This is a genomic window from Segniliparus rugosus ATCC BAA-974 (genome assembly GCF_000185725.2).
In the GTDB taxonomy this organism is placed as follows: Bacteria; Actinomycetota; Actinomycetes; order Mycobacteriales; family Mycobacteriaceae; genus Segniliparus; species Segniliparus rugosus.
The window spans coordinates 187,168-209,713 of the sequence record NZ_KI391954.1; the positions used below are offsets into that span (position 1 = coordinate 187,168).

18 protein-coding genes and 3 pseudogenes are annotated in these 22,546 nt (G+C 69.7%); 18 read left to right on the forward strand and 3 right to left on the reverse strand.

Going from position 1 to position 22,546, the window contains the following annotated elements; translation table 11 throughout:
• Positions 1–40: 40 nt before the first annotated feature.
• The 9 genes and pseudogenes from pyrR to HMPREF9336_RS17570 all read left to right on the forward strand — a co-directional run bounded on the left by pyrR (position 41) and on the right by HMPREF9336_RS17570 (position 8,034).
• Positions 41–658, forward strand: coding sequence for a bifunctional pyr operon transcriptional regulator/uracil phosphoribosyltransferase PyrR (pyrR, locus tag HMPREF9336_RS10830; protein WP_007466920.1), 618 nt, complete (start codon positions 41–43; stop codon positions 656–658).
• A complete protein-coding gene (locus HMPREF9336_RS10835; RefSeq protein ID WP_007466922.1) occupies positions 655–1,644 on the forward strand; it encodes an aspartate carbamoyltransferase catalytic subunit in 990 nt (329 codons plus the stop codon). Before pyrR ends, HMPREF9336_RS10835 begins: the two co-directional genes overlap by 4 nt.
• Complete coding sequence (locus tag HMPREF9336_RS10840) at positions 1,641–2,996, forward strand: dihydroorotase (RefSeq protein ID WP_007466924.1); 1,356 nt, start codon at positions 1,641–1,643, stop codon at positions 2,994–2,996. The genes HMPREF9336_RS10835 and HMPREF9336_RS10840 overlap by 4 nt, the downstream gene beginning before the upstream one ends.
• A 56-nt stretch (positions 2,997–3,052) precedes the next feature.
• Positions 3,053–3,507, forward strand: a pseudogene (locus tag HMPREF9336_RS10845) (PH-like domain-containing protein).
• The gene (carA, locus tag HMPREF9336_RS10850) at positions 3,504–4,637 is read left to right on the forward strand and encodes a glutamine-hydrolyzing carbamoyl-phosphate synthase small subunit (protein WP_007466928.1); all 1,134 of its coding nucleotides are present in this window, start codon (positions 3,504–3,506) and stop codon (positions 4,635–4,637) included. Before HMPREF9336_RS10845 ends, carA begins: the two are co-directional and overlap by 4 nt.
• A gap of 77 nt (positions 4,638–4,714) precedes the next feature.
• On the forward strand, positions 4,715–5,578 hold the full coding sequence (locus tag HMPREF9336_RS10855; protein ID WP_007466929.1) for a DMT family transporter: 864 nt from the start codon (positions 4,715–4,717) through the stop codon (positions 5,576–5,578).
• Entirely contained in the window at positions 5,575–6,150 is a 576-nt protein-coding gene (locus tag HMPREF9336_RS10860) for a hypothetical protein (RefSeq protein ID WP_156920396.1), read from the forward strand. The genes HMPREF9336_RS10855 and HMPREF9336_RS10860 overlap by 4 nt, the downstream gene beginning before the upstream one ends.
• A complete protein-coding gene (locus HMPREF9336_RS10865; RefSeq protein WP_007466933.1) occupies positions 6,151–6,987 on the forward strand; it encodes a DMT family transporter in 837 nt (278 codons plus the stop codon).
• Positions 6,988–7,461: 474 nt separating this feature from the next.
• Positions 7,462–8,034, forward strand: a complete 573-nt coding sequence (locus HMPREF9336_RS17570; protein WP_007466935.1) for a hypothetical protein — start codon at positions 7,462–7,464, stop codon at positions 8,032–8,034.
• Between the two features lie 5 nt (positions 8,035–8,039).
• Here HMPREF9336_RS17570 and HMPREF9336_RS10875 read toward each other — a convergent pair whose 3' ends face one another.
• Both HMPREF9336_RS10875 and HMPREF9336_RS10880 read right to left on the reverse strand, forming a co-directional pair.
• On the reverse strand, positions 8,040–8,468 hold the full coding sequence (locus HMPREF9336_RS10875; protein ID WP_007466937.1) for a hypothetical protein: 429 nt from the start codon (positions 8,466–8,468) through the stop codon (positions 8,040–8,042).
• A 17-nt stretch (positions 8,469–8,485) separates the two neighbouring features.
• The gene (locus tag HMPREF9336_RS10880; protein ID WP_021030513.1) at positions 8,486–9,172 is read right to left on the reverse strand and encodes a hypothetical protein; all 687 of its coding nucleotides are present in this window, start codon (positions 9,170–9,172) and stop codon (positions 8,486–8,488) included.
• Positions 9,173–9,433: 261 nt separating this feature from the next.
• Between HMPREF9336_RS10880 and carB the strand changes: the two genes are divergently transcribed.
• From carB to metK, 7 genes and pseudogenes are all read left to right on the forward strand, one after another.
• Positions 9,434–12,766, forward strand: coding sequence for a carbamoyl-phosphate synthase large subunit (carB, locus tag HMPREF9336_RS10885; RefSeq protein ID WP_007466940.1), 3,333 nt, complete (start codon positions 9,434–9,436; stop codon positions 12,764–12,766).
• Positions 12,759–13,589 (forward strand): orotidine-5'-phosphate decarboxylase, encoded by an 831-nt coding sequence (gene pyrF / locus HMPREF9336_RS10890; protein ID WP_007466942.1) that lies wholly within the window; start codon positions 12,759–12,761, stop codon positions 13,587–13,589. The genes carB and pyrF overlap by 8 nt, the downstream gene beginning before the upstream one ends.
• A gap of 225 nt (positions 13,590–13,814) precedes the next feature.
• Positions 13,815–14,129, forward strand: coding sequence for an integration host factor, actinobacterial type (gene mihF, locus HMPREF9336_RS10895; RefSeq protein WP_007466944.1), 315 nt, complete (start codon positions 13,815–13,817; stop codon positions 14,127–14,129).
• Positions 14,129–14,728: a guanylate kinase gene (gene gmk / locus HMPREF9336_RS10900; protein ID WP_007466945.1), complete on the forward strand. Its 600-nt coding sequence runs from the start codon at positions 14,129–14,131 to the stop codon at positions 14,726–14,728. Before mihF ends, gmk begins: the two co-directional genes overlap by 1 nt.
• Before the next feature lie 28 nt (positions 14,729–14,756).
• Positions 14,757–15,035, forward strand: coding sequence for a DNA-directed RNA polymerase subunit omega (gene rpoZ / locus HMPREF9336_RS10905; protein WP_040585519.1), 279 nt, complete (start codon positions 14,757–14,759; stop codon positions 15,033–15,035).
• A 262-nt stretch (positions 15,036–15,297) separates the two neighbouring features.
• The gene (gene coaBC / locus HMPREF9336_RS10910) at positions 15,298–16,536 is read left to right on the forward strand and encodes a bifunctional phosphopantothenoylcysteine decarboxylase/phosphopantothenate--cysteine ligase CoaBC (protein WP_007466949.1); all 1,239 of its coding nucleotides are present in this window, start codon (positions 15,298–15,300) and stop codon (positions 16,534–16,536) included.
• Positions 16,537–16,682: 146 nt separating this feature from the next.
• Positions 16,683–17,893: pseudogene (gene metK, locus HMPREF9336_RS10915) on the forward strand (methionine adenosyltransferase).
• Between the two features lie 33 nt (positions 17,894–17,926).
• On the opposite strand, the gene HMPREF9336_RS10920 reads toward metK, so the two are convergent.
• Positions 17,927–19,549, reverse strand: a complete 1,623-nt coding sequence (locus HMPREF9336_RS10920) for a BCCT family transporter (RefSeq protein ID WP_007466952.1) — start codon at positions 19,547–19,549, stop codon at positions 17,927–17,929.
• A gap of 299 nt (positions 19,550–19,848) precedes the next feature.
• Here HMPREF9336_RS10920 and HMPREF9336_RS10925 point away from each other — a divergent pair.
• A pseudogene (locus HMPREF9336_RS10925) lies at positions 19,849–21,842 on the forward strand (primosomal protein N').
• Between the two features lie 55 nt (positions 21,843–21,897).
• A complete protein-coding gene (locus HMPREF9336_RS10930) occupies positions 21,898–22,512 on the forward strand; it encodes an HAD family hydrolase (RefSeq protein WP_040585522.1) in 615 nt (204 codons plus the stop codon).
• The last annotated feature ends 34 nt before the right edge of the window (positions 22,513–22,546 follow it).

Sequence of the window (22,546 nt, forward strand, 5' to 3'; positions counted from 1 at the left end):
TAACGGTCCGTCCAGTGAGGCGGACAAGGAAGTCAGGAGCATGACACCGAACTCGCCTTCCGAAGAGGCCCCGCCCGCAGGCGGCAGCGGCGCAGCCCAGCCAGCCGAGCGGCTGTTGCTGGACGCCTCCGACCTCTCCCGTTGCGTGGCGCGGATCGCCCACGAGATCATCGAGACGACTTCCCCCGGCAGTCCGGGCTCGCCCCCGGTCGTGCTGCTCGGGGTGCCCACCCGAGGCGTCGCGCTCGCCCGCAGGCTCGCCTCGGAGGTCGAGCGCTTCTCGGGGGAGCGGGTGCCTGCCGGGGCGTTGGACATCACCTTGTACCGGGACGACCTGCGCGAGCGCCCGAACCGCCCGCTCGGCGCGACGGAGATCCCCTCTCCCGGCGTGGACGGCTCGGTGGTGATCCTGGTGGACGACGTGCTGTTCTCGGGCCGCAGCGTCCGGGCCGCGCTCGACGCGCTGCGCGATCTCGGCAGGCCGGCCGTGGTGAAGCTCGCGGTCCTGGTCGACCGGGGCCATCGTGAGCTGCCGCTGCGCGCCGATTACGTCGGCCGCAACATCCCCACAGCGCGCTCCGAGGGAGTCGCGGTGCGCCTTGTGGAGCACGACGGACGCGACGAGGTCGCCCTTATTTCGCCTCGGAGCGGCGCATGAAGCACCTTTTGGCCATCGAGGGCCTCACTCGGGACGAGGCGACGGCGCTGCTCGACGACGCCGCCCACTTCTCCCATCTGCTCGCCGGACGCGTGGTGCGCAAACTCCCCACGTTGCGCGGGCGCACCGTGGTCACGCTCTTCTACGAGAACTCGACCCGCACCAGGGTCTCGTTCGAGATCGCGGGCAAATGGATGAGCGCGGACGTGATCAACGTTTCCGCCTCCAGCTCCTCCACGGCCAAGGGCGAGTCGTTGCGGGACACGGCGCTGACGTTGCGGGCGGCGGGCGCGGACGTGATCGTGGTCCGCCATCCGGCCTCCGGGGCGGCGCAGCGGATCGCGCAGTGGACCGCCGAGCCCGGCGGCGGGGGGCCTTCGGTGGTGAACGCCGGGGACGGCACGCACGAGCACCCGACTCAGGCGCTCTTGGACGCGCTGACGCTGCGGGAGCGGCTCGGCGCTCTGGAGGGCAAGCGCGTCGGCATCGTCGGCGACCTCCTGCACAGCAGGGTCGCCCGCTCGGGGGCGCGCCTGTTCGCGCTCCTCGGGATGGAAGTCGTGCTCGTCGCTCCGCCGACGTTGATCCCCGCCGGCTTCGAGGGAGGCGGGATCCGGGTCTCGTCCCGGTTGGACGACGAGCTGGGCGGCTTGGACGCGGTGATGGCGCTGCGGTTGCAGGCGGAGCGGATGAACGGCGGCTTCTTCCCGTCGCTGCGGGAATATTCGACGCTGTACGGGCTGAGCCCCAAACGGCTTGACCAATTGAAGGAGGAGGCCGTGGTCATGCACCCTGGGCCGATGAACCGAGGCGTGGAGATCTCCGACGCCGCGGCGGACTCGGAGCGCTCCACGGTGCTCCAGCAGGTGCGCAATGGCGTGCATGTGCGCATGGCCGTCCTCTACCGGTTGTTGGCGGGGGCTCCCAGCCTGCCGGCGAGCGAGGCAGTGCCCAGCCCTGCGGCGAAGGAGGCGGTGCACCAGTGAGCGCGACGAAGCGTGAGGGGGGCGGCCAGACCGAGCCCAGCGAGTCCGTTCTGATCCGAAACGTCCGTCCGTACGGCGAGGGCTCGCCGGTCGACGTGCTCGTCCGAGACGGCGTGATCGCCGAGATCGGCTCCGCGCCCGCGCCGGACGGAGCCGAGGTCGTCGACGGCGGCGGGCATGTGCTCCTGCCCGGCCTTGTGGACCTGCACGTGCACTTGCGCGAGCCCGGCAGGGAGGACGCGGAGACCATCGCCTCCGGCTCGGCGGCCGCGGCGGCCGGCGGTTTCACCGCCGTCTTCGCGATGCCCAACACCGACCCGGTCGCGGACACCGCGCTGGTCTGCGACCACGTTTGGCGGCGCGGGCAGGAGGTCGGCCTCGTTGACGTGCATCCGGTCGGCGCGGTCACCGTCGGGCAAAAGGGCGAGCGGCTCGCCGAGATGGGCATCATGGCGGCGGGCGAGGCGAGGGTGCGGATCTTCTCCGACGACGGCTTCTGCGTGAGCGACCCCCTGGTGATGCGCCGGGCGCTGGAGTACGCCTCGGGCCTCGGAGCCCTGATCGCCCAGCATGCGGAAGACCCCAGGCTGACCTGCGGCGCGTGCGCGCACGAGGGGCCGACCGCTGCGCGCCTCGGCCTCACAGGGTGGCCGCGCTCGGCGGAGGACTCGATCGTCGCGCGGGACGCGATCCTCGCCAGGGACGCGAACGCGCGGGTGCATATCTGCCACGTTTCCACGGCGGGCAGCGTGTCCGTGCTGCGGTGGGCGAAGGAGCAGGGGATCGCCATCACGGCGGAAGTCACCCCGCACCACTTGCTGCTCGACGATTCGAGGCTCGAAGACTACGACCCGGTCTACAAAGTGAACCCGCCGCTGCGCGAGGAGAGCGATGTCGCGGTCCTGCGCCGAGCGCTCGCCGATGGCGTGATCGACGCGGTCGCGACCGACCACGCCCCGCACGCGGCCCACGACAAGGACCGGGAGTTCGCGCTCGCCCGCCCCGGCATGCTGGGCTTGGAGACCTCGCTGCCGATCATCCTGGAGACGATGCTGCGCCCCGGCCTTTTGGACTGGCGCGGGGTCGCGCGGGCGATGAGCGAGAAACCTGCGCAGATCGCTGGCCTCGCCGACCACGGCAGGCCCATCGCCGTCGGCGAACCGGCGAACCTCGTGGTCGTGGACCCGGACTTCGAATGGACGGTGCGCGGTTCGGAACTCGCCAGCATCGCGACGAACACGCCCTTCGAGGGGATGCGGCTGCGCGGCAGGGCTGCGGCGACGTTGCTGCGGGGCCGGATCACCGCCCGCGACGGACAGGCCGCGCGGCAAGAGGAGCGGTCGTGGACGTGAGCTATCTGGTCCAGACGCTCGTGCTGCTCCTGCTGCTCGTCGTCGCGGCGTTGGCGATGCGCCGAGGCTGGACCCGCCGCCAGCGCGCGCAGCGGGTCCGGTTCGGGAACCTGCATCCGACTCCGCCGGCCGACAAGCGCGGGGAGGTGCTGCTCGGCCCGGTGAGCGGGATCTACATCGGGAGCTCTTTCGCGCCGAATTGGCAAGAACGGGTGGCGTGGGCCGGGCTCGGGCTCCGGTCTCGGACGACGCTCACCAGCCAGACCGGCGGATTCCTTTTGGACATCGACTCGCCCGGACAGCCGGACGGGCTCTGGATCCCTGCGGCGGCCGTCGTCGCCGTGCGCTCCGAGCGCGCCGCGGCGGGAAGGTGGCCCGCGAGGGCGCGTTCGGCGTGATTCGCTGGACCCTGCCCAACGGAACGCTCATCGACACAGCGTTCCGCGCAGACGATCCCTCGGCGCAAGCCGCATGGCTCAGCTCGAACGACCAATCAGGAAGGGTCAGATGAACAATACTGCCGTATTGGTCCTTGAAGACGGGACCGTATTCCCCGGCGAGCGGTTCGGCGCTGCAGGGCAGACGCTCGGCGAGGCAGTTTTCTGCACGGCCATGACCGGCTACCAGGAGACCCTGACCGATCCGAGCTACCGCCGTCAGATCGTCGTCGCGGCGGCCCCGCAGATCGGCAACACCGGCTGGAACAACGAGGACTCCGAGTCCTACCGCCCCGACCAGACGCGGGACCGGATCTGGGTGGCCGGGTACGCGATCCGCGACTTGGCCCGCAAGGCTTCGAACTGGCGGGCCGATGGCGGCCTGGAAGACGAGCTGAGCAGCCAGGGGATCGTCGGCATCAAAGGCGTCGACACCCGCACAGTGGTCCGCAAGCTGCGCAATGTCGGTTCGATGAAGGCCGGAATCTTCTCCGGGGGCGACTTGCCCGCGGCTTCCGAGGCGGTGGCGATCGTCCGCGAGCAGCCGCCCATGGCGGGCGCGGACCTGGTGGGCGAGGTGACCACGCCGCAGTCGTACGTCGTCGAGCCAGAGGGCGAGGCGCGCTTCTCCATCGCGGCGCTGGACTTGGGGATCAAGACGATGACCCCGAGGCTGTTCGCGCAACGCGGCGTCCGGGTGCACGTGGTGCCCGCGAGCACGAGCTACGCGCAGATCAAACAGCTCGGCGTGAGCGGCCTGTTCGCCTCGAACGGGCCGGGCGACCCTGCGACGGCGGTCGGCGTGGTCGAGACGCTGCGCGAGGCGCTTGGTGACGGCCTGCCCTTCTTCGGCATCTGCCTCGGCAATCAGCTGCTGGGCCGCGCCTTCGGCCTGTCCACCTACAAGATGAAGTTCGGCCACCGAGGCATCAACATCCCCGTGATCGAGCATGCGACGGGCCGGGCGATCATCACCGCGCAGAACCACGGGTTCGCGTTGGAGGGCGAGGCGGGGCAGCGCTTCGACACCCCGTTCGGCGAGGCGCTCGTGACCCACACCTGCGCGAACGACGGCACTGTCGAGGGCGTGGCGCTCGCGAACGGCCGGGCTTTCTCGATGCAGTACCACCCCGAGGCCGCGGCGGGCCCCCACGATGCGGCGGATCATTTCGACCAGTTCGTGGGGTTGTTGGGCGCACGATGAGAGATATGACCGGTCAGGATCGGAGCCAGCGGAACGAACCGCCCAGCGCCGCCGCAACGTTCCTTGGCGCGTAGGCGATGAGTTCGGCCGTTCTCGCGGTGGGCCTCGCGCTGCTCTCGGCCCTGCTGTTCGCGGCGGCTTCCGCTGCGCAGCAGAGCGTGGCCGAGGACGTGCCGCAGGAGCGCGCGCAAGGGCTCGCGTTCCTGCGCGTGCTCGTCACGCAGCCGCGTTGGTGGGCTGGCGTGCTCGGCGACGGCGGCGGGTACCTGGTGCAGGCGGCGGCGCTGTCCGTCGGCTCTCTGCTCTTGGTCGCCCCGCTCCTGGTGGCCTCGCTGCTGTTCGCCCTCCCGATCTCGGCGGCGCTCACCCGGCGGCGGCTCTCGGGCCGCACGGTGCTGCTCGCCTCGGTGCTCACGGCGGCTTTGGCGGCGTTCCTGGTGCTCGGCCGTCCCGACGAGGGGTTGGACTCGGCTCCGCTGCGCCAGTGGCTCATCGCGTTGGTCCCCGCCGCCGTCGCGGCGTGCGCGTGCGTCGTGTGGGCGCGGCTCGCCAGCGGAGCCACCCGCGCGCTGTTGTTCGGGACCGCGGCGGGCGTCTGTTTCGGGATGAGCGCGCCGCTGACCAAAGCGATTGTCGCGGTCGGCGCGGACAATCTCCTCGCCCTGCCGCTCGCCTGGCAGACGTGGGCGCTGGTCGTCACCGGGGCAGGAGGCTTCTACCTGCAGCAGTTCGCGTTCCAGTCCGGCGATATCAGCGCCTCGCTGCCCGCGTTGATCGTCGCGGAGCCTTTAGTCGCAGCGCTGTGCGGGTCGGTGGTGTTCAACGAGCGTTTGCGCGTCCACGGGGCGCAGTGGGCGCTGATCGCGGCATGCGTGCTCGTCATGATCACCACCACGGTCGGCCTGGCCAGATCCCAGGCCGCGAGCGAGGCGAGGGCGTGAGGATGATTCGGCAGTTGCTGCTCGTGGCCCTGTTCGGATGCGCTGCCGCGCCGAGGGCTGCCGCGGATCCGCAGTTCCCGGATTTGGACGGCTTCGCGGCGGTGGACGAGGCGGCGTACAACACCTACCACACGTACGGCACGCCAGGATGGCAGTTCGCGGCTCCGGGCGGGACGCATTGCCGGTACACCGTGAACGTGCGCGGGGGCGCGCTCAGTCTGATGTGCTGGGGCGCTTTGCCGGGGGCTCCGGCGGGCCAGAACGCGGTTTCCCTCGCCACGGGAGGGGCGGACTTTCGTCCCGCTGCGTTCACGAAGTCGAGCGTGCAGACGTACGGATACCGGGATGACGGCTATCCGGGGATGCCTCGCCCGACTCCCATCACAGAGCGCGATTACCCGCCGCTGCCGCAAGGGCAGAAGCTTGTCGTGTCCAAGATGGGGGCGGTGATGACGTGCGCGGTGGGCGATGGGGGAGCGACGGCATGCCAGGTCGAGCTCCAGCGCGGCGAGGACCAGGACGAGCAGCGCCACGGCTTCGTGCTCTCGCCCGAAGGAAGTTGGACGTTCTAGATGATCGCGATCGTCCTCGCCCTGATCGGGGCGATCAGCTACGGCGTGGCCGACTTCGCGGGCGGCGTCGCCGCGCGGCGGTCCCACGTGCTGTGCGTCGTGACGATCAGCGCTCCGGCGAGCCTCGCCATCGCGTGCGCCCTCGCGCCGTTCCTCGGGGCCGACTTCAACCACGGGGCGCTGGTGTGGGGCGCGCTTTCCGGCGTGGCATCGGCGGCGGCGTTCAGCCTGCTCTACGTCACGCTCGCGATCGGGCCGATGACGGTGCTCTCCCCGGTCACCGCCGTGGTCAGCGCGGTTTTGCCGGTCGCGGTCGGGGTGCTCTCCGGGGAAGTCCTGTCGCCGAGGTCCTGGCTCGGCATGGGACTCGCGGCGGCCGCGGTCGTCTTGGTCGCGCGGGGCGGGGAAGAGGACCACACAAGGCCGAGCCTGAGGGGGCTCGTGCTCGCGTTCGGCTCCGGTGTCGCTATCGCGGTGCAGCTCATCGCGCTCAATCGGGCCCCGCATGGCAGCGGCCTCGCGCCGCTCATCACTGGCAGGGCGGTGGCGAGCGCCATCCTGCTCACCGCGGCCTTGCTGTCGTGGCGGAAGCTGCGCGGCAAGCCGTTGGCGGTCGCCCCGGCTCTTGCTGCGGGGGTGCTCGACGAGCTTGCGAACATGTTCTTCTTGCTCGGCTCCCGCTCGGGGCTGCTCAGCGTGACCACGGTGATCATCGCGTTGTATCCGGCGGCGACGGTGCTGCTGGCCTGGCTCGTGCTGCGCGAGCGGGTGGCCAGGATCCAGCAGGCCGGTTTGGCGCTGGCGGCGGGCTCGGTGTGCCTTCTCGCGTTGGGATGATGCCGGGAATCCGGCGGAAAACCCCTCCTTTTTCCTTGTGAAGTGTGGCTCTTTCGGGAGAGTCGAATGTGTGGGCGGGACGATGGGAGCCGCTGCGGAGGAGTTGTTCCCCGGCCTCCGGCCGGATGCGAGCGTCTGGGCGCGGTGTTGTCGGCCCGGAAAGCCGCGCAACCGCCTTGTGCCCCAGGCCAAGCCCGTCACCCTGGCCGTGGACCTCTTAGTACTCGCGGGATTCGTGCCCTCTGACCTCTCCGATTTGCCCCAATCCCGACGGCGCCATCACATGGACATCGCCCGGCGGCGAGACCGACCCGACAGGCCCCGGCTGCAACACGCTGCGAGCAGCGCGTGCGCCCGGCTCAGCGCCTCGACCAACGGCGCGTCGCCCTCGGCTCGGCGCGCCATCCCGTTGGGCCAGCCCAACCGGCCTGCGCGACACCAACAGGATGATCTTGAGTCGCTACACTCGGTGCTATGAGGATTCGCGGGGCGCTCATCCTGGCTCTTTTGCTCGGGCTCGCAGATATGCCGCAGGCTGTGGCCGTCCCGCAGTTCCCGGACCTCGACGGCTATGCGGCGGCGGATGTCAAAGACTACGAGACCTACCACACCTACGGGGTGAACGGCGTGCAGTTCGTGACGCAGGACGGCGTGCGCTGCCGGATGCCGACCTATTCACGGGGCCCGGCGTACTGGGCGAAATGCTGGGGCCCGTTGCCGGGGGTCTCGCACGGCGAGAACGCGGTGATCGCTCCTGATACTTCGACGGGCTCGGACGGCCAGCGCTCCTTCGGCACAGCGCTGAAGAAGACGGACCTCGCCGGTTTCGAGACGGCCAACCAGCTCGAAGGCCCAGGCCATTTCGTGCAGCGGCCCATCGACCCGGACTCCTATCATCTGCTCGCGCCCGGGCGCAAGCTTGAGGTGGGCTCTGCGGAGTTCGGGGCGACCTGCGCCGTTGGCGAGGCCGGGATGGTCGCGTGCGTGGCGCATTGGAGCGGAGACTACGGTTTCGTGCTCTCGCGCGAGGGCAGCTGGACGTTCTGAGCCGATCACACCTCGGCCGAGCAGATCTGGCTGCCCATGTCCACGGGCACTGGCGAGGGCATCCCCGCGAAACCGATGTCCAGCGTGCCGGAGCAGAGGACCTGCCCGTCGCGCACGATCTCGCCCCGGACGGCTCCGACGCTGCCAAAGGCCGCCCCGGCGAGCAGATACGCCTTGGTCCCTGCGGGCAGAGTCGTTTCTTTCTGCCAGGCAACAAGCGGGTTTAAAAACACGCTCTCCATCCTTGGCGGGCCTGCCTCGTCTGCGTGGTACCAGACCAGGGCGGGCGTTGGAGCGGCCTGCGAGGTCAGCCGGTACACGATGGCGACCTGATCCTCGTCGTCGGCTCGCGCGGCAGGGGCGAGGAGGCAGGCGGTCGGGCCGAAGCCAAGGAGGAGACACGAAAGAACCTTCGGAACCCACGAACCAGTCATATCCGCAGAATACAGCCTTACCGCAAGGCGAGGCCGGTGCGGACTTGCTCCGCGGCGGAGTCGAAGTCGGTTTGCGCGGGCAGCGGGCCGTCCCCCCGGTCGGGGAAGGACGGCGGCGAGACGGAGCTGTGCACGGTGATCAGGTAGGCGTTCGCCGGAGTCTTGACCGCGATCTCCCGCTGCGATTCCTCCCGCTGGGAGCAGACGCGGCCGTCGGCGAGCCGATATATATCGCGCACTCGCCGGAACCAGGACGGGAAGCCCTGATAGTCGGCGGCGGAATCCTGGACGATCTCGATCGACCAGCCTTCTTCGCCCGGCCGAGGCGGCATGGAGACGTGCACATTGTTGGTTTGGTCCTTGCGGATCTCGGCTTCGAGGCTTTCGCCGGTCTTCGACCGCTGGACGGAGACGTAGAGGCTGCTGCGGGCGGCGTTGCTCGGCTCGCGGCGTTGGGTCATGAAGAAGGGGCCTTGGGTTCCGACAGCGGGCGGCTGCCAGCCGTCGCCGACGCGGAGGTCGAGCGCGAGGTCCGAGGGAAGCGCCGCTCCGACCTGCTCCGCCGAGGCGGGGGCGCTGAGCAGGAGCGTCGCCTGCCCCCACAAATAATGATCGGGGCATGGCGGGTCCGCCTCGGCGCTCTCCTCTGGGAGGGCGAAGCAGGATACGAGGAGAACCGCGGCCGCCAGCAGGGATCGCGCCATTCCAGAGATCCGCTGTCCGCCCATGTCACGGAGCATACTCCCGAGAGGATCCGAGCCCGGCTCGGCTGCTGCTAGAATCAGGCCGTTCGACATCCTTTAACGGACCGTCCAGTGAGGCGGGAAAGGAGGTCTCGACGTGCCACGTCGTGCCGACCTGAAACTTTGTTCTTGTAAGTGCTGTGTCGTGATTGGCTCCGGCCCCATTGTCATCGGGCAGGCCTGCGAGTTCGTCGGCGTTGCCGACAGGGGAGGGGTTCGCTGATGCCACGTCGTGCCGACCTGAAACATGTCCTTGTCATTGGCTCCGGCCCCATTGTCATCGGGCAGGCCTGCGAGTTCGACTATTCCGGCACGCAGGCGTGCCGGGTTTTGCGCGCGGAGGGGGTGCGCGTCTCGCTGGTGAACTCGAACCCGGCCACCATCATGACCGACCCGGAGTTCGCGGACGCCACCTACATCGAGCCGATCACGCCGGAGTTCGTGGAGAAGGTCATCGCCAAGGAGCGCCCCGACGCGATCCTCGCCACGCTCGGCGGGCAGACCGCGCTCAACACGGCTATCGCCCTCTACGAGAACGGGGTGCTGGAGAAGTACGGCGTCGAGCTCATCGGGGCCGACGTGGAGGCCATCCAGCGCGGCGAGGACCGTCAGCGGTTCAAGGACATCGTCACGAAGATCGGCGGCGAGTCCGCCCGCTCGCGGGTCTGCTACAGCATGGCCGAGGTGCAGGACACCGTCGCAGAGCTGGGCCTCCCGGTCGTGGTTCGCCCCAGCTTCACCATGGGCGGGCTCGGGTCGGGCCTGGCGCGGACCCAGGAAGACCTCGAACTGATCGCGGGCGCGGGCCTCGCCGCGTCGCCCACCGCGAACGTGCTCATCGAGGAGTCCATCTACGGGTGGAAGGAGTACGAGCTCGAGCTTATGCGCGACGGCAAGGACAATGTGGTCGTCGTCTGCTCCATCGAGAACTTCGACCCGGTCGGCGTGCACACCGGCGACTCGGTCACCGTCGCGCCCGCGATGACCCTCACCGACCGCGAGTTCCAGCGCCTGCGGGACCTCGGCATCGCGATCCTGCGGGAGGTCGGCGTCGCGACCGGCGGCTGCAACGTCCAGTTCGCGGTGAACCCGGCCGACGGCCGGATCATCGTCATCGAGATGAACCCCCGTGTCTCGCGCTCCTCGGCGCTGGCCTCGAAGGCGACGGGCTTCCCGATCGCGAAGATCGCCGCGAAGCTCGCCATCGGCTACACCCTGGACGAGATCATCAACGACATCACCGGCGAGACGCCGGCCTGCTTCGAGCCGACCCTGGACTACGTCGTGGTCAAGGCGCCCCGCTTCGCCTTCGAGAAGTTCCCCGGCGCGGACACGACGCTCACCACCACGATGAAGTCGGTCGGCGAGGCGATGGCCATCGGCCGCAACTTCGCCGAAGCCCTCGGCAAGGCCATGCGCTCGCTGGAGACCAAGGCGGTCGGCTTCTGGACGCTGCCCGACTCCGGCAAGAGCGCGGCGGAACTGTTGGACTCCCTGCGGACCCCCACCGAGGGGAGGCTGTACCAGATCGAGGAGGCGTTGCGCCTCGGCGCGAGCATCGAGCAGGTCGCGGAGGCTTCTGGGGTGGACCCGTGGTTCCTCGCCGAGATCGAGGGCCTGGTCGAGCTGCGTCGCGAGCTCGAATCCGCCCCGGTGCTCACCGCCGAGCTGCTGCGCCGGGCCAAGCGCGCCGGCTGTTCGGACCGCCAGCTCGCGGCGGTCCGCCCCGAGCTGGCGGGGGAGTCGGGCGTGCGCCTTTTGCGCCAGCGCCTCGGGGTGCGCCCGGTCTTCAAGACGGTGGACACCTGCGCCGCGGAGTTCGAGGCGAAGACCCCGTACCACTACTCGGCCTATGAGCTCGACCCGAACGCGGAGACCGAGGTCGCCCCGCAGCGCGAGCGGTCCAAAGTGCTCATCCTCGGCTCCGGCCCGAACCGGATCGGGCAGGGCGTGGAGTTCGACTGCTCCTGCGTGCACGCCGCGCGGGCGCTTTCGGCGGCGGGCTACGAGACGGTCATGGTGAACTGCAACCCGGAGACCGTGTCCACCGACTACGACACCGCCGACCGGCTCTACTTCGAGCCGCTCACCTTCGAGGACGTGCTGGAGGTCTACCGCGCCGAGTCCGAGTCCGGGACGATCGCCGGGGTGATCGTGCAGCTCGGCGGGCAGACTCCGCTCGGCCTCGCCGAGGCGCTCGAGGAGGCGGGCGTGCCTATCGTCGGCACGGGGCCCTCCGCCATCGCTCTCGCGGAGGACCGGGGCCAGTTCGGCGAGCTGCTGGGCTCCCTCGGCCTGACCGCGCCCAAGTTCGGAGTCGCCACCAGCGCCGCGCAGGCCGCCTCGGTGGCCGACCGGATCGGCTACCCGGTCTTGGTGCGGCCCTCGTTCGTCCTCGGCGGCCGGGGCATGGAGATCGTCTACGACGAGGCCTCGCTGCGCGGCTACGTCGAGCGCGCCACGGAACTCTCGCCAGCGCACCCGGTGCTGGTGGACCGCTTCCTCGAAGACGCGCTGGAGATCGACGTCGACGCGCTCTGCGACGGGGACGAGGTCTTCATCGGCGGGATCATGGAGCACATCGAAGAGGCGGGCATCCACTCGGGCGACTCGGCGTGCGCGCTGCCGCCGGTGACGCTCGGCCGCGCGGACATCGCCGAGGTGCGCCGCCAGACCGAGGCGCTCGCGCTCGGCATCGGGGTGCGCGGGTTGATGAACGTGCAGTTCGCCCTGAAGGACGATCAGCTCTACGTCCTTGAGGCGAACCCCCGCGCCTCGCGCACCACGCCGTTCGTCTCCAAGGCGATGGCGCTGCCGCTCGCGCAGTGCGCCGCGCGGATCATGCTCGGCTCCACCATCGCGCAGCTGCGCGGCGAGGGGCTGTTGCCCAAGGCGGGGGACGGCGCGGACTTCGACGTGGCGGCCCCGGTCGCGGTCAAAGAGGCGGTGCTGCCGTTCAGCCGGTTCCGCAAGCCGGGAGGGGAGGGCCTTGACATCCTGCTCTCCCCGGAGATGAAGTCCACCGGCGAGGTCATGGGCATCGACACCGATTTCGGACGCGCCTACGCGAAGAGCCAGTCCGGGGCATACGGCGAGCTGCCGACCTCGGGGAAGGTGTTCGTGTCCATCGCCAACCGGGACAAACGCTCGCTCCTGCTCGCGGTGTCCCGGCTCGCGTCGCTCGGGTTCTCGATCGTCGCGACCGAAGGCACCGCGCACATGCTGCGCCGCAACGGCATCGACTGCGAAGTCGTCGCCAAGCATTCCGAGGTGCTCGCCGCCCGCGAGCAGGGGCGCGAGAGCCCGAAGAGCATCGTGGAGGCCATCCGCGCCGGCGAGATCGCCATGGTGATCAACACGCCCGCGGGGCATTCCGGGACGCGCAGCGACGGCTACGAGATCCGGGGCGCGACCGTGGTCGCCGACATCCCCTGCGTGACCACCGCGCAAGGCGCGAGCGCCGCCGTGCAGGGCATCGAGGCGCGGATCTCCGGCGACATCGGGGTCCGCTCCCTGCAAGAGCTGCACGCGAGCATATGGGCCGCCCGTGACTGAGCCGAGCTTCAACGACCGCGCTCGGGACGTCGTCGCCGAGCGGGGGCACCTCTGCGCCGGGGTCGACCCGCATCCCGACCTGCTCGCGGCGTGGAATCTGCCGAACGACCCGTCGGGCCTTGCCGTCTTCGCGCAGCGGTGCGTCGACGCGTTCGGGGACTTGGCCCCGGCGATCAAATTCCAAGTCGCCTTTTTCGAGGCGCACGGGCCCGCCGGGCTCACCGCGCTCCAAGTGGGCTTGGATGCGGCGGCGAAAACAGGAGCCCTGGTGATCGCCGACGCGAAACGGGGCGACATCGACTCGACCCTGCAGGCGTACGCGCAGGCCTGGCTGGCTCCAGGAGCGCCGTTCAAGGCCGACGCGGTCACCTTGTCCACGTACCTCGGCGCGGGGGCGCTGCGGCCCGCTGTGGTCGCGGCAAGGGAGGCGGGCCGGGGCGTGATCGTGCTCGCCGCCACCTCGAACGCCCAGGCGCGGGCGGTGCAGTCCGCCCGGCTCGCCGACGGGCGCACAGTGGCGCAATCGGTGGTGGACGAGGTCGCCGGGTGGAACCAGGAGCCGACGGGCCCGGGCGGCGTGGTCGTCGGAGCCACCTTCGACCACGGGCTCGACCTCTCGGCTCTGAACGGGGTCGTCCTCGCGCCGGGACTCGGGGCGCAAGGAGCCACCGAAGCGGACGTCGCAAGGCGCTTCCCGGTCGGGCGGGAGCGTCTGCTCGCGGCCGCTTCCCGGTCGTTGCTGCGCGCGGGCCCAGCTGTCGGCGCTCTGCGGGACGCGGCGACACGAGCGACGGACGCGCTGGCCTCGGCGTTGGGATCCTGAATCACCGAATACTGCGGAGATAGGCGAGTAAACGCCATTCTACCTGCGCATTTGCTGTGATCTGGTTGATCGCGGGGAAAATCTCCGCCGATTCGGCAGGACGCTGACCCGCGAAAACAGGGGGGTCCTCCCACAATCGCGCAGACCGAGCAGGTACGGTCACTTTCCGGCTGGCTAAGACGGCCTAGAACACGATGTAGACGAAATCGAAGATACGGAGGCAAGGTGGCTCTTCCCCAGTTGACGGACGAGCAGCGTAAAGCGGCGCTGGACAAGGCTGCTGCGGCCCGCAAGGCCCGCGCGGAGCTCAAGGAGAAGTTGAAGCAGGGCAAGGTGAAGCTCGCCAAGGTCCTCGAAGACGCCGAGCAGGACGACGTCCTCGGCAAGATGAAGGTCTCCGCGCTGCTGGAGTCCCTGCCGAAGGTCGGCAAGGTCAAGGCGCAGGAGGCGATGACCGAGCTGGAGATCGCCCCGACCCGTCGCCTGCGTGGGCTCGGCGAGCGTCAGCGCAAGGCGCTCTTGGCCAAGTTCGGCGGCTAATGTCGGCCCGTCAAGGGCGTTTGGTGGTGCTGACCGGGCCGAGCGGCGTGGGGAAATCCACGATCGTGGCCCGGATGCGCCAAATCATGCCCGAACTTCGAGTGAGCGTCTCGGCGACCACGCGCGAACAGCGTCCCGGCGAGCAGGACGGTGTGGACTACTACTTCGTCACGCCCGAGCGCTTCGACCAGATGGTCGCGAATGACGAGTTCCTCGAATGGGCGAGCATTCATAAAGGCCTGCACCGCTCCGGCACCCCCGAGGCTCCGGTGCGGGCGGCCGTCGAGCGCGGCTTTTCCGTGCTCACAGAGGTGGACCTCGGCGGCGCGCGAGCCCTCAGGGCTCGCGTCCCCGAGGCCTACCTCGTCTTCCTCGCCCCGCCGAACTGGGACGAGCTGGTGTCCCGGCTTCGCGGGCGGGGCACGGAGACCGAGGACGTGGTCGCCCGTCGTTTGCAGACTGCGCAGGTGGAGCTCGCGGCGCAAGGGGAGTTCGACGAGGTCGTCGTCAATCAGGATGTGGAACGGACTGCGGAGGATCTGGTATCGTTGATCCACCGACTTGAAGCTTCGCCGGAGGGTTCCGCCAAGGAATCGTGAGGCGGGCCCACCCCAAACCCAAGGAGCTATGCAGATGAGTGACGCGCTCGTTTTCGACCCGCCGCAGGGCATCACCAACCCGCCGATCGACGAGCTGCTGGAGCACGTCTCCTCCAAGTACGCCTTGGTGATCTACGGGGCCAAGCGCGCCCGCCAGATCAACGACTACTACACCCAGCTCGGCGAGGGCCTGTTCGACTACGTCGGCCCGCTGGTCGAGCCGGGCTTGCAGGAGAAGCCGCTCTCCATCGCGCTGCGCGAGATCCACGAGGGGCTTTTGGAGCACACCGAGGGCCAGCAGCAGTAAGGCCCGAGTCCCGCGCGGCGGTCTGCCGCGTCCTCGGCCCCCCGCTCGCAAGGCTCGTGCGAGGCGCCCCCGCGTCGCGTCCTGCGCTCGTTTTTCGCTTTCCCGTATGCCGTGTCGCCTGCGGCCTTGTATCTCATCCACGCGGTTCCTCGGGAGTTTCGCGGTGCTTGCGTTTCGCGGTTGGCCGCGTCGGCGTTCGATGTCCGGTGCTTTTGCCAGCTGTTCGCAGGTCTGATTCAGCCGCACCGTAGACTGGGGTTTCATGACGAGTCGGAAGATTGTGATCGGCGTCGGCGGCGGCATCGCCGCGTACAAGGCGTGTTCGATCATCCGGCGCTATGTGGAGGACGGGCACCAAGTCCGGGTTCTGCCCACCGCATCGGCGCTCAAGTTCGTCGGCGCGGCCACGTTCGAGGCGCTGTCCGGCCATACGGTCAGCGCGGAGATCTTCGAGGACGTGCCGCACGTGCCGCACGTCCGATTCGGCCAGGAGGCCGAGTTGGTCGTCGTCGCGCCCGCGACCGCGGACTTGCTCGCGCGGGCGGCCAACGGGCAGGCCGACGATCTGCTCACCGCGACGCTGCTCACCGCCAGATGCCCGGTGCTGTTCGCCCCCGCGATGCACACCGAGATGTGGGAGCACCCCGCGACCCAGGCGAACGTGGCGACGCTGCGCGCGCGGGGAGCCGTGGTGGTCGAGCCCGCCTCTGGCAGGCTCACCGGCGCGGACAGCGGCCCTGGGCGGCTGCCGGAGCCGGAGGAGATCGCAGCGCTCGGCCAGCTGCTGTTGGAGCGGCCCGACGCGTTGCCGAGGGACCTCGTCGGGGTTCGCGTCCTCGTGACCGCGGGCGGCACGCGGGAACCGCTCGACCCGGTGCGCTTTCTGGGCAACCGAAGCTCGGGCAAGCAGGGCTACGCCGTCGCGCGGCTCGCGGCCCAACGCGGGGCGAAGGTCACCTTGGTCGCCGGGACGACGGCGGGCCTGCCCGACCCCGCCGCGGTGAAGGTGGTGCGCACGACCACCGCGCAGCAGATGGGGGAGGCCGTGGTCCAACTGGCGGGCCAGGTGGACGTCGTGGTGATGGCGGCCGCGGTCGCCGATTTCCGGGCCAAGGCCGTCTCGGCGACGAAGATCAAGAAAACCGGCGAGGAGCCCGAGCCGGTGATTTTAGAGCGCAATGAGGACATCCTCGCCTCGCTCGTGGCGACGCGGAAACGGGGCGAGCTGCCCTCGGACCTGACGATCGTCGGGTTCGCGGCGGAGACGGGGGACGAGCGCGGCGACGTGCTTTTCCACGCGCGGCGCAAACTGGCGAGCAAGGGCTGCGACCTGCTCGTGGTCAACGCGGTGACCGAGGGCAACGCGTTCGAGGTGGACGAGAACGCGGGCTGGATCCTCGGCACGGACGGGACGGAGACGGCCCTCGCGCGGGGGTCGAAGGCGGCAATCGCGAGCCGTGTTCTGGACGCGGCGGCGACCCTGCTTTCTCGAAGCGAGTAGTATGGCCCCGTTGGTTGCCAGCGCGCAATCAATCGCAGGAACACGGCGCGGCAGGAGCCCTTGCGGCCGGACGTAGTTGGCTATGGTGAGCCGCTGCCCGTGTATTGCGGTGGCGGCAGCCGGATACATGCACGGAGGAGAAGAAGATGAGCCAAGCAGGATGGCGGCTGTTCACCAGTGAGTCGGTCACAGAGGGGCACCCCGACAAGATCTGTGACGCGATCAGCGATTCGATCTTGGACGCCTTGCTGGCGCAGGACCCCGCCTCCCGCGTCGCGGTGGAGACGTTGGTGACCACCGGCCAGGTGCACGTCGCGGGCGAGGTCACCACGAAGGCGTACGCGGACATCCCGCACATCGTGCGCGAGAAGATCCTCGACATCGGCTACGACTCCTCCTCCAAGGGCTTCGACGGGAACTCCTGCGGGGTCAACATCGCCATCGGCGCGCAGTCCCCGGACATCGCCCAGGGCGTCGACACGGCGTACGAGTCGCGGGTGGACGGGCTGCTCGACGACATCGACAAGCAGGGCGCGGGAGACCAGGGCCTCATGTTCGGCTTCGCGACCCGCGACACCCCCGAGCTGATGCCGCTGCCCATCTCGTTGGCGCACCGCCTCTCCCGGCGGCTGACCGAAGTCCGCAAGACCGGCGTGCTGCCGTACCTGCGTCCGGACGGCAAGACCCAGGTGACCATCGAATACGACGGCGACAAAGCGGTGCGGGTGGACACGGTGGTCGTCTCCACCCAGCACGCCGCCGACATCGACCTTGACAACCTCCTCGCCCCGACATCCGCAAGGCCGTGGTCGAGCCCGTGCTGCAGGGCGCGGCGGCGGACGGGCTGGACGTGTCGGACTTCCGGCTCCTGGTCAACCCGACCGGAAAGTTCGTCCTCGGCGGCCCGATGGGCGACGCCGGGCTGACCGGCCGCAAGATCATCGTCGACACCTACGGCGGGTTCGCCCGCCACGGCGGCGGCGCGTTCTCCGGCAAAGACCCCTCGAAGGTGGACCGCTCCGCCGCGTACGCGATGCGCTGGGTCGCGAAGAACGTCGTGGCGGCTGGCCTCGCGGACCGGGTGGAGACCCAGGTGGCGTACGCCATCGGCAAGGCCGCTCCGGTCGGCCTCTTCGTGGAGACCTTCGGCACCGAGCACGTCGACCCCGTGAAGATCCGCGCCGCGCTCAGCGAGGTCTTCGACCTGCGTCCTGCCGCGATCATCCGCGACTTGGACCTGCTGCGCCCGATCTACGCGCCGACCGCCGCATACGGCCACTTCGGCCGCACGGACGTGGAGCTGCCATGGGAGCAGACCGACCGGGCGGACGCGCTGAAAGCCGCGGCCGGCCTCTAAAGGCTCACCGCACCGAGGAAGAGGCGTCGACAGTCATGTCGACGCCTCTTCCGCCTCTTCCACGATTTCCTCCGTCACGAGCTGGAAGCCGCCGTCGTGGCGCTCCAGGCCGTTCACGACGGCCTCTTCGACGAGCGCGCTGCAATGGTTCTCGCGCAGGATCACCGGGTCGACGCGCACGTCCCGGTACAGCGCGACGCAGAGGAAGACCATGACAACGGCGAACGGCAGGGCGACCACGGTCGTCAGCGCCTGGAGCCCGTTCAGCGCGCCGCCGAGGTCGTCCGGGTCGGCGATGACGAGCATGATGACGGCGACGGCCCCGGTCGCCGCGCCCCAGAAGATCACCGTCAGCCGGGAAGGCTCGATGCTGCCTTTCTCCGACAGCGTGCCCATGACGATCGACGCGGCGTCGGCTCCGGAGACGAAGAAGATCGCGACGAGGACCATCACGAGGGAGGTGACGGCCGACGCGAGCGGGTAGTGGGCGAGCAGGTGGAACAGCGCGAAGTCCGCGTCGACCGTCCCGTTCGGCTCGGTCAGGTCGTGCGTCTGGCGCTGCTGGTCGATCGCCGCGCCGCCGAACACGACGAACCACACGAGGCTGACCAGGCTCGGGACGAGCAGCACGCCGGTGACGAACTGGCGGATGGTGCGGCCCCGGCTGATCCTGGCGATGAACATCCCGACGAACGGGGTCCACGAGATCCACCAGGCCCAGTAGAAGATCGTCCATTTGGACAGCCATGTCTCCATGGTCGGGCCGCCTGCCGCGCCGGTCCGCGAGGCCATCTCCGGCAGCATCCCGATGTAGTTGCCAAGAGCTTGCGGCAGGAGGTTGAGCATCACCAGCGTGGGGCCGGCGAGGAAGACGAACAGCGCGATCAGCACGGCGAGCACCATATTGATGTTCGAGAGCCACTGAATGCCCTTCGCGACCCCGGAAACAGCCGAGACGACGAAAGCACAGGTCAAAGCCGTGATGATAACGACGAGCCCGGTTTTGCCGATGGAGCCGGCCCAGCCGTTGAACTCCACGCCCGCGGCGATCTGCAACGCGCCGAGCCCGAGCGAGGCGGCGGAGCCGAAGAGGGTCGCGAAGATCGCCATCATGTCGATGACGCGTCCGCCGAGGCCGTCGGCGCGCCGGCCGAGGATCGGGCGGAACATCGACGAGACCAGCTGCGAGCGTCCTTTGCGGAAGGTGCCGTACGCGATGGCGAGGCCGACGACGGCGTAGATGGCCCACGGGTGCAACGTCCAGTGGAACAGCGTGGTCGCCATCGCCACTTTGACCGCTTGCGCGCCCTCCGGCTTGGCGATCCCCGGCGGCGGGTTGATGAAATGCGACAACGGCTCGGCCGCTCCCCAGAACATCAGGCCGATGCCCATGCCAGCGCTGAACATCATCGCGATCCAGGAGACCGTGCGGAACTCGGGCTCCTCGTCGTCCGCGCCGAGCGGGATCTTGCCGTAGCGGCTCGCGGCCAGCCAGAGGACGTAGACGACGAACGCGGACGAGATCAAGACGAAGAGCCAGCCCGCTCGGGTGATCACCCAGGACTGCGCGCTCGTCGCGGTCGAGGCGAGCCCTTGCTGGTCGAGGACGCCCCAGGCAACGAAGGCCAACGAGCAGAGCGCGGTGAAGCCGAACACCAGCCGGTCGAGTCTCCGTTTGGCGGCATGTCCGATGTTTTGGGCCGTGTTTGGCGCGTTCAGATCTGCGTCCTCTCGCTGAAATTTATGCAGCCGATGGCGTGGTTTCGCCGTCGATTTTTCGACCAGGCTGCGCTGTGCAGATGCCTTGAGCTTATCGAATAGGGTTATTACTGCTGGTAACCAGGTGTGCCAGGAGTATTTGTTTTATGCTTTGACATGCAGATTATTCGACGCCTTGCGGCCAGCCGGGCTACGCTGGCGGCGGCGGTGGCGGACGGTGTCGGTACCGTGATGCGGTGAAGACGACCGGGCTGACAGTGGCGCAGTCGTTGCCCGTGGCGAAGGTGCTGCCGCTCCTCGGCCCCGCGCACCTGGACCGGGAGTTCGACTACCTCGTGACCGCCGAGCAGGACGAGGCGGCGCAGCCGGGCGTGCGCGTGCGGGTGCGGTTCGCGGGGAGGCTCGTGGACGGGCTCTTGCTGGAGCGCGCGCAGCGCAGCGACCACGAGGGCCGCCTGGCGCCATTGCACCGCGTGGTCTCGCCCGAGCGGGTCTTCCCCGCAGAGCTTCGCGCGCTCGTGGCGGCGGTGGCGGCGAGGTACGCGGGCACGCGCAACGAAGTGCTGCGCCTGGCGATCCCCCCGAGGCACGCGCGGACCGAGGAAGCGGCTCCGGCGACCTCCCGGCGCACGCAGCCACTGAGCGGCCAGGCCGACGGGTGGTCCCGCTACGAGCACGGGGCCGCGTTCGTCGCGGCCTTGGCCGAGGGCCGCGCGCCGAGGGGGGTGTGGTCCGCGCTGCCGGGGGAGTCGTGGGCCCGCCGGTTCGCGGAACTCGCGGCTGTCGCCGCGAGCCGGGGCCGCGCCAGCGTGCTGGTGGCTCCGGACGGGCGGGACGTCCGGGCGTTGTCCGAGGCGTGCCACGAGATCCTCGGCCCGCGCGCGGTCGCGGTCGTGACGGCGGAAGCCGGGCCGTCCGCGCGGTACGGGCAGTGGCTGGCCGCGCTGCGCGGCCAGGTGTGGTGCGTCGTGGGCACCAGAGCCGCCACGTTCGCGCCCGTTCCGGACCTCGGCCTGGTCGCGATCTGGGACGACGGCGACGAGAGCCATCATGAGCAACGCGCCCCCTACTACCACGCCAGGGAGGTCGCGATCCTGCGCGCGCAGGAGGCGGGTTGCGCGTTGCTCGTCGCAGGACACGTCGTGACGCCGCAGGGCAGGCTCCTCGTCGACTCCGGCTGGGCGCACGGGATCCACGCCGGGCGCGCGGAGCTGCGGGCCTCGGCTCCGCGCGTCACGGTCGCGGGGGAGAGCGACTTCGAGCTGTCCCGCGACCCGCTTGCCCGTTCTGCGAGGTTGCCGGGCTCGGCGTTCCAGGCGGCGCGGGCGGCGCTCCAGTCGGGGCTCCGGTGCTGGTGCAAACGCCCCGCAAAGGGTATTTGGCGGCGCTCTCCTGCGCTCGTTGCCGGGCGGCGGCGCGGTGCAGGCATTGCCATGGGCCGCTTGCTCTGGGACGTGAGGGGGAGATGCGATGCGGCTGGTGCGGCGAGCCCGAGCCGAATTTCGTGTGCGCCGCGTGCGGGGCGCGCAGCGTCCGGGCCGGGGTGAAAGGGGCGGAGCGCACGGCCGAGGAGTTCGGCCGCGCGTTCCCAGGGGCGAGGGTCAAACAAAGCTCAGGGGAGCGGATCGTGGATCGCATACCTTCGTCCCCGATGCTGGTCGTCGCCACTCCCGGCGCGGAACCCCACGTCGCGGCCAAAGGAGAGGGGGAGCCGGGCGGGTACGGGGCCGCGATCCTGCTCGACGCGTGGCAGCTGCTCGACCGCCAGCATCTTCGCGTGGTCGAGCAGGCCGCCCAGGTCTGGTTCCACGCCGCGTCGCTGGTCCGCCCTTCGGCGCAGGGCGGCAGAGTGGTCATCACAGCGGACGCGTCCTCCCCCGCGGTGGAGGCGCTGGTCCGATGGGACCCTTGGTGGCTGGCGGAGCAAGAGCTCGCCGACCGCGAAGAGCTCGGCTTCACCCCGGCGGTGCGGATGGCCGCGGTCGAAGGGGAGGCCCAAGCGGTGGAACGTTTTCTCGCTGTCGCGCGGTTGCCGGAAACGGCGGACGTGCTCGGTCCAGTCGAGTTGGACGAGGACGAGAGCGGGCAGCAGGTCCGGATGCTGATCCGAGTGCCCCGCAGGCAGGGGCCGGCGCTTTCTGCGGCGCTGCGCGAGGCGCGGTCCCTCGTCTCGACCAGAGGCGAGGGCGAACACGTCCGGGTGAAGGTCGATCCCGCCCACATCGGCTGACCCTCGGAGCCCGCGCGGCGGTCTGCGGCTTTGCCGTTCGCGTAGCGTGGACGCCATGCCTTCTCCTGTCGTTGGTTTCGATCTCGATCTGACTTTGGTGGACACTCGTGCCCGGATTCTTTTCGCGGCGATGGCCGGTTTCGCCGACCTCGGAGTCGAAGTCGGGGAGGCGGACCTGGTCCCGCTCCTGGGCTTCCCGCTCGCGCACAAGGCCGCGCAGTTGGCCCCGCGCCTTGACCCGGAGGCGTTCACGCGGCAATACCGGCTGCATTACCGCTCCGACCGGGCCCCGTCCTGCCCTGCGGCTCCGGGGGCCGCAGCTGCGCTCGACGCGGTGCGCGATCTCGGCGGGCGGTGCGTCGTCGTGTCGGCCAAGGCGGAGTTCCTCGTCCACGAGGCATTGGCGCACGCGGGGTTGGCCAAGGCCGTCGACGCGGTGCACGGCGGGGTGTTCGCCGAGGGGAAGGCTCCGGCGTTGCGCGAGGAAGGGGCGCACGTGTACGTGGGGGACCATCCGGGCGACGTCGTGGCCGCGCGTGTCGCGGGTTGCGCGGCGGTCGCCGTCGCCACCGGGGCCACGGAAGCCGACGGCTTGCGGTCGGCCGGAGCCGACGTGGTGTTGCGGACGCTGGAGGAGTTCCCGGCCTGGTATCGGACCCGTGTGAGGTAGCCCACATCGATATATCGATAAAACTCTTGACGGA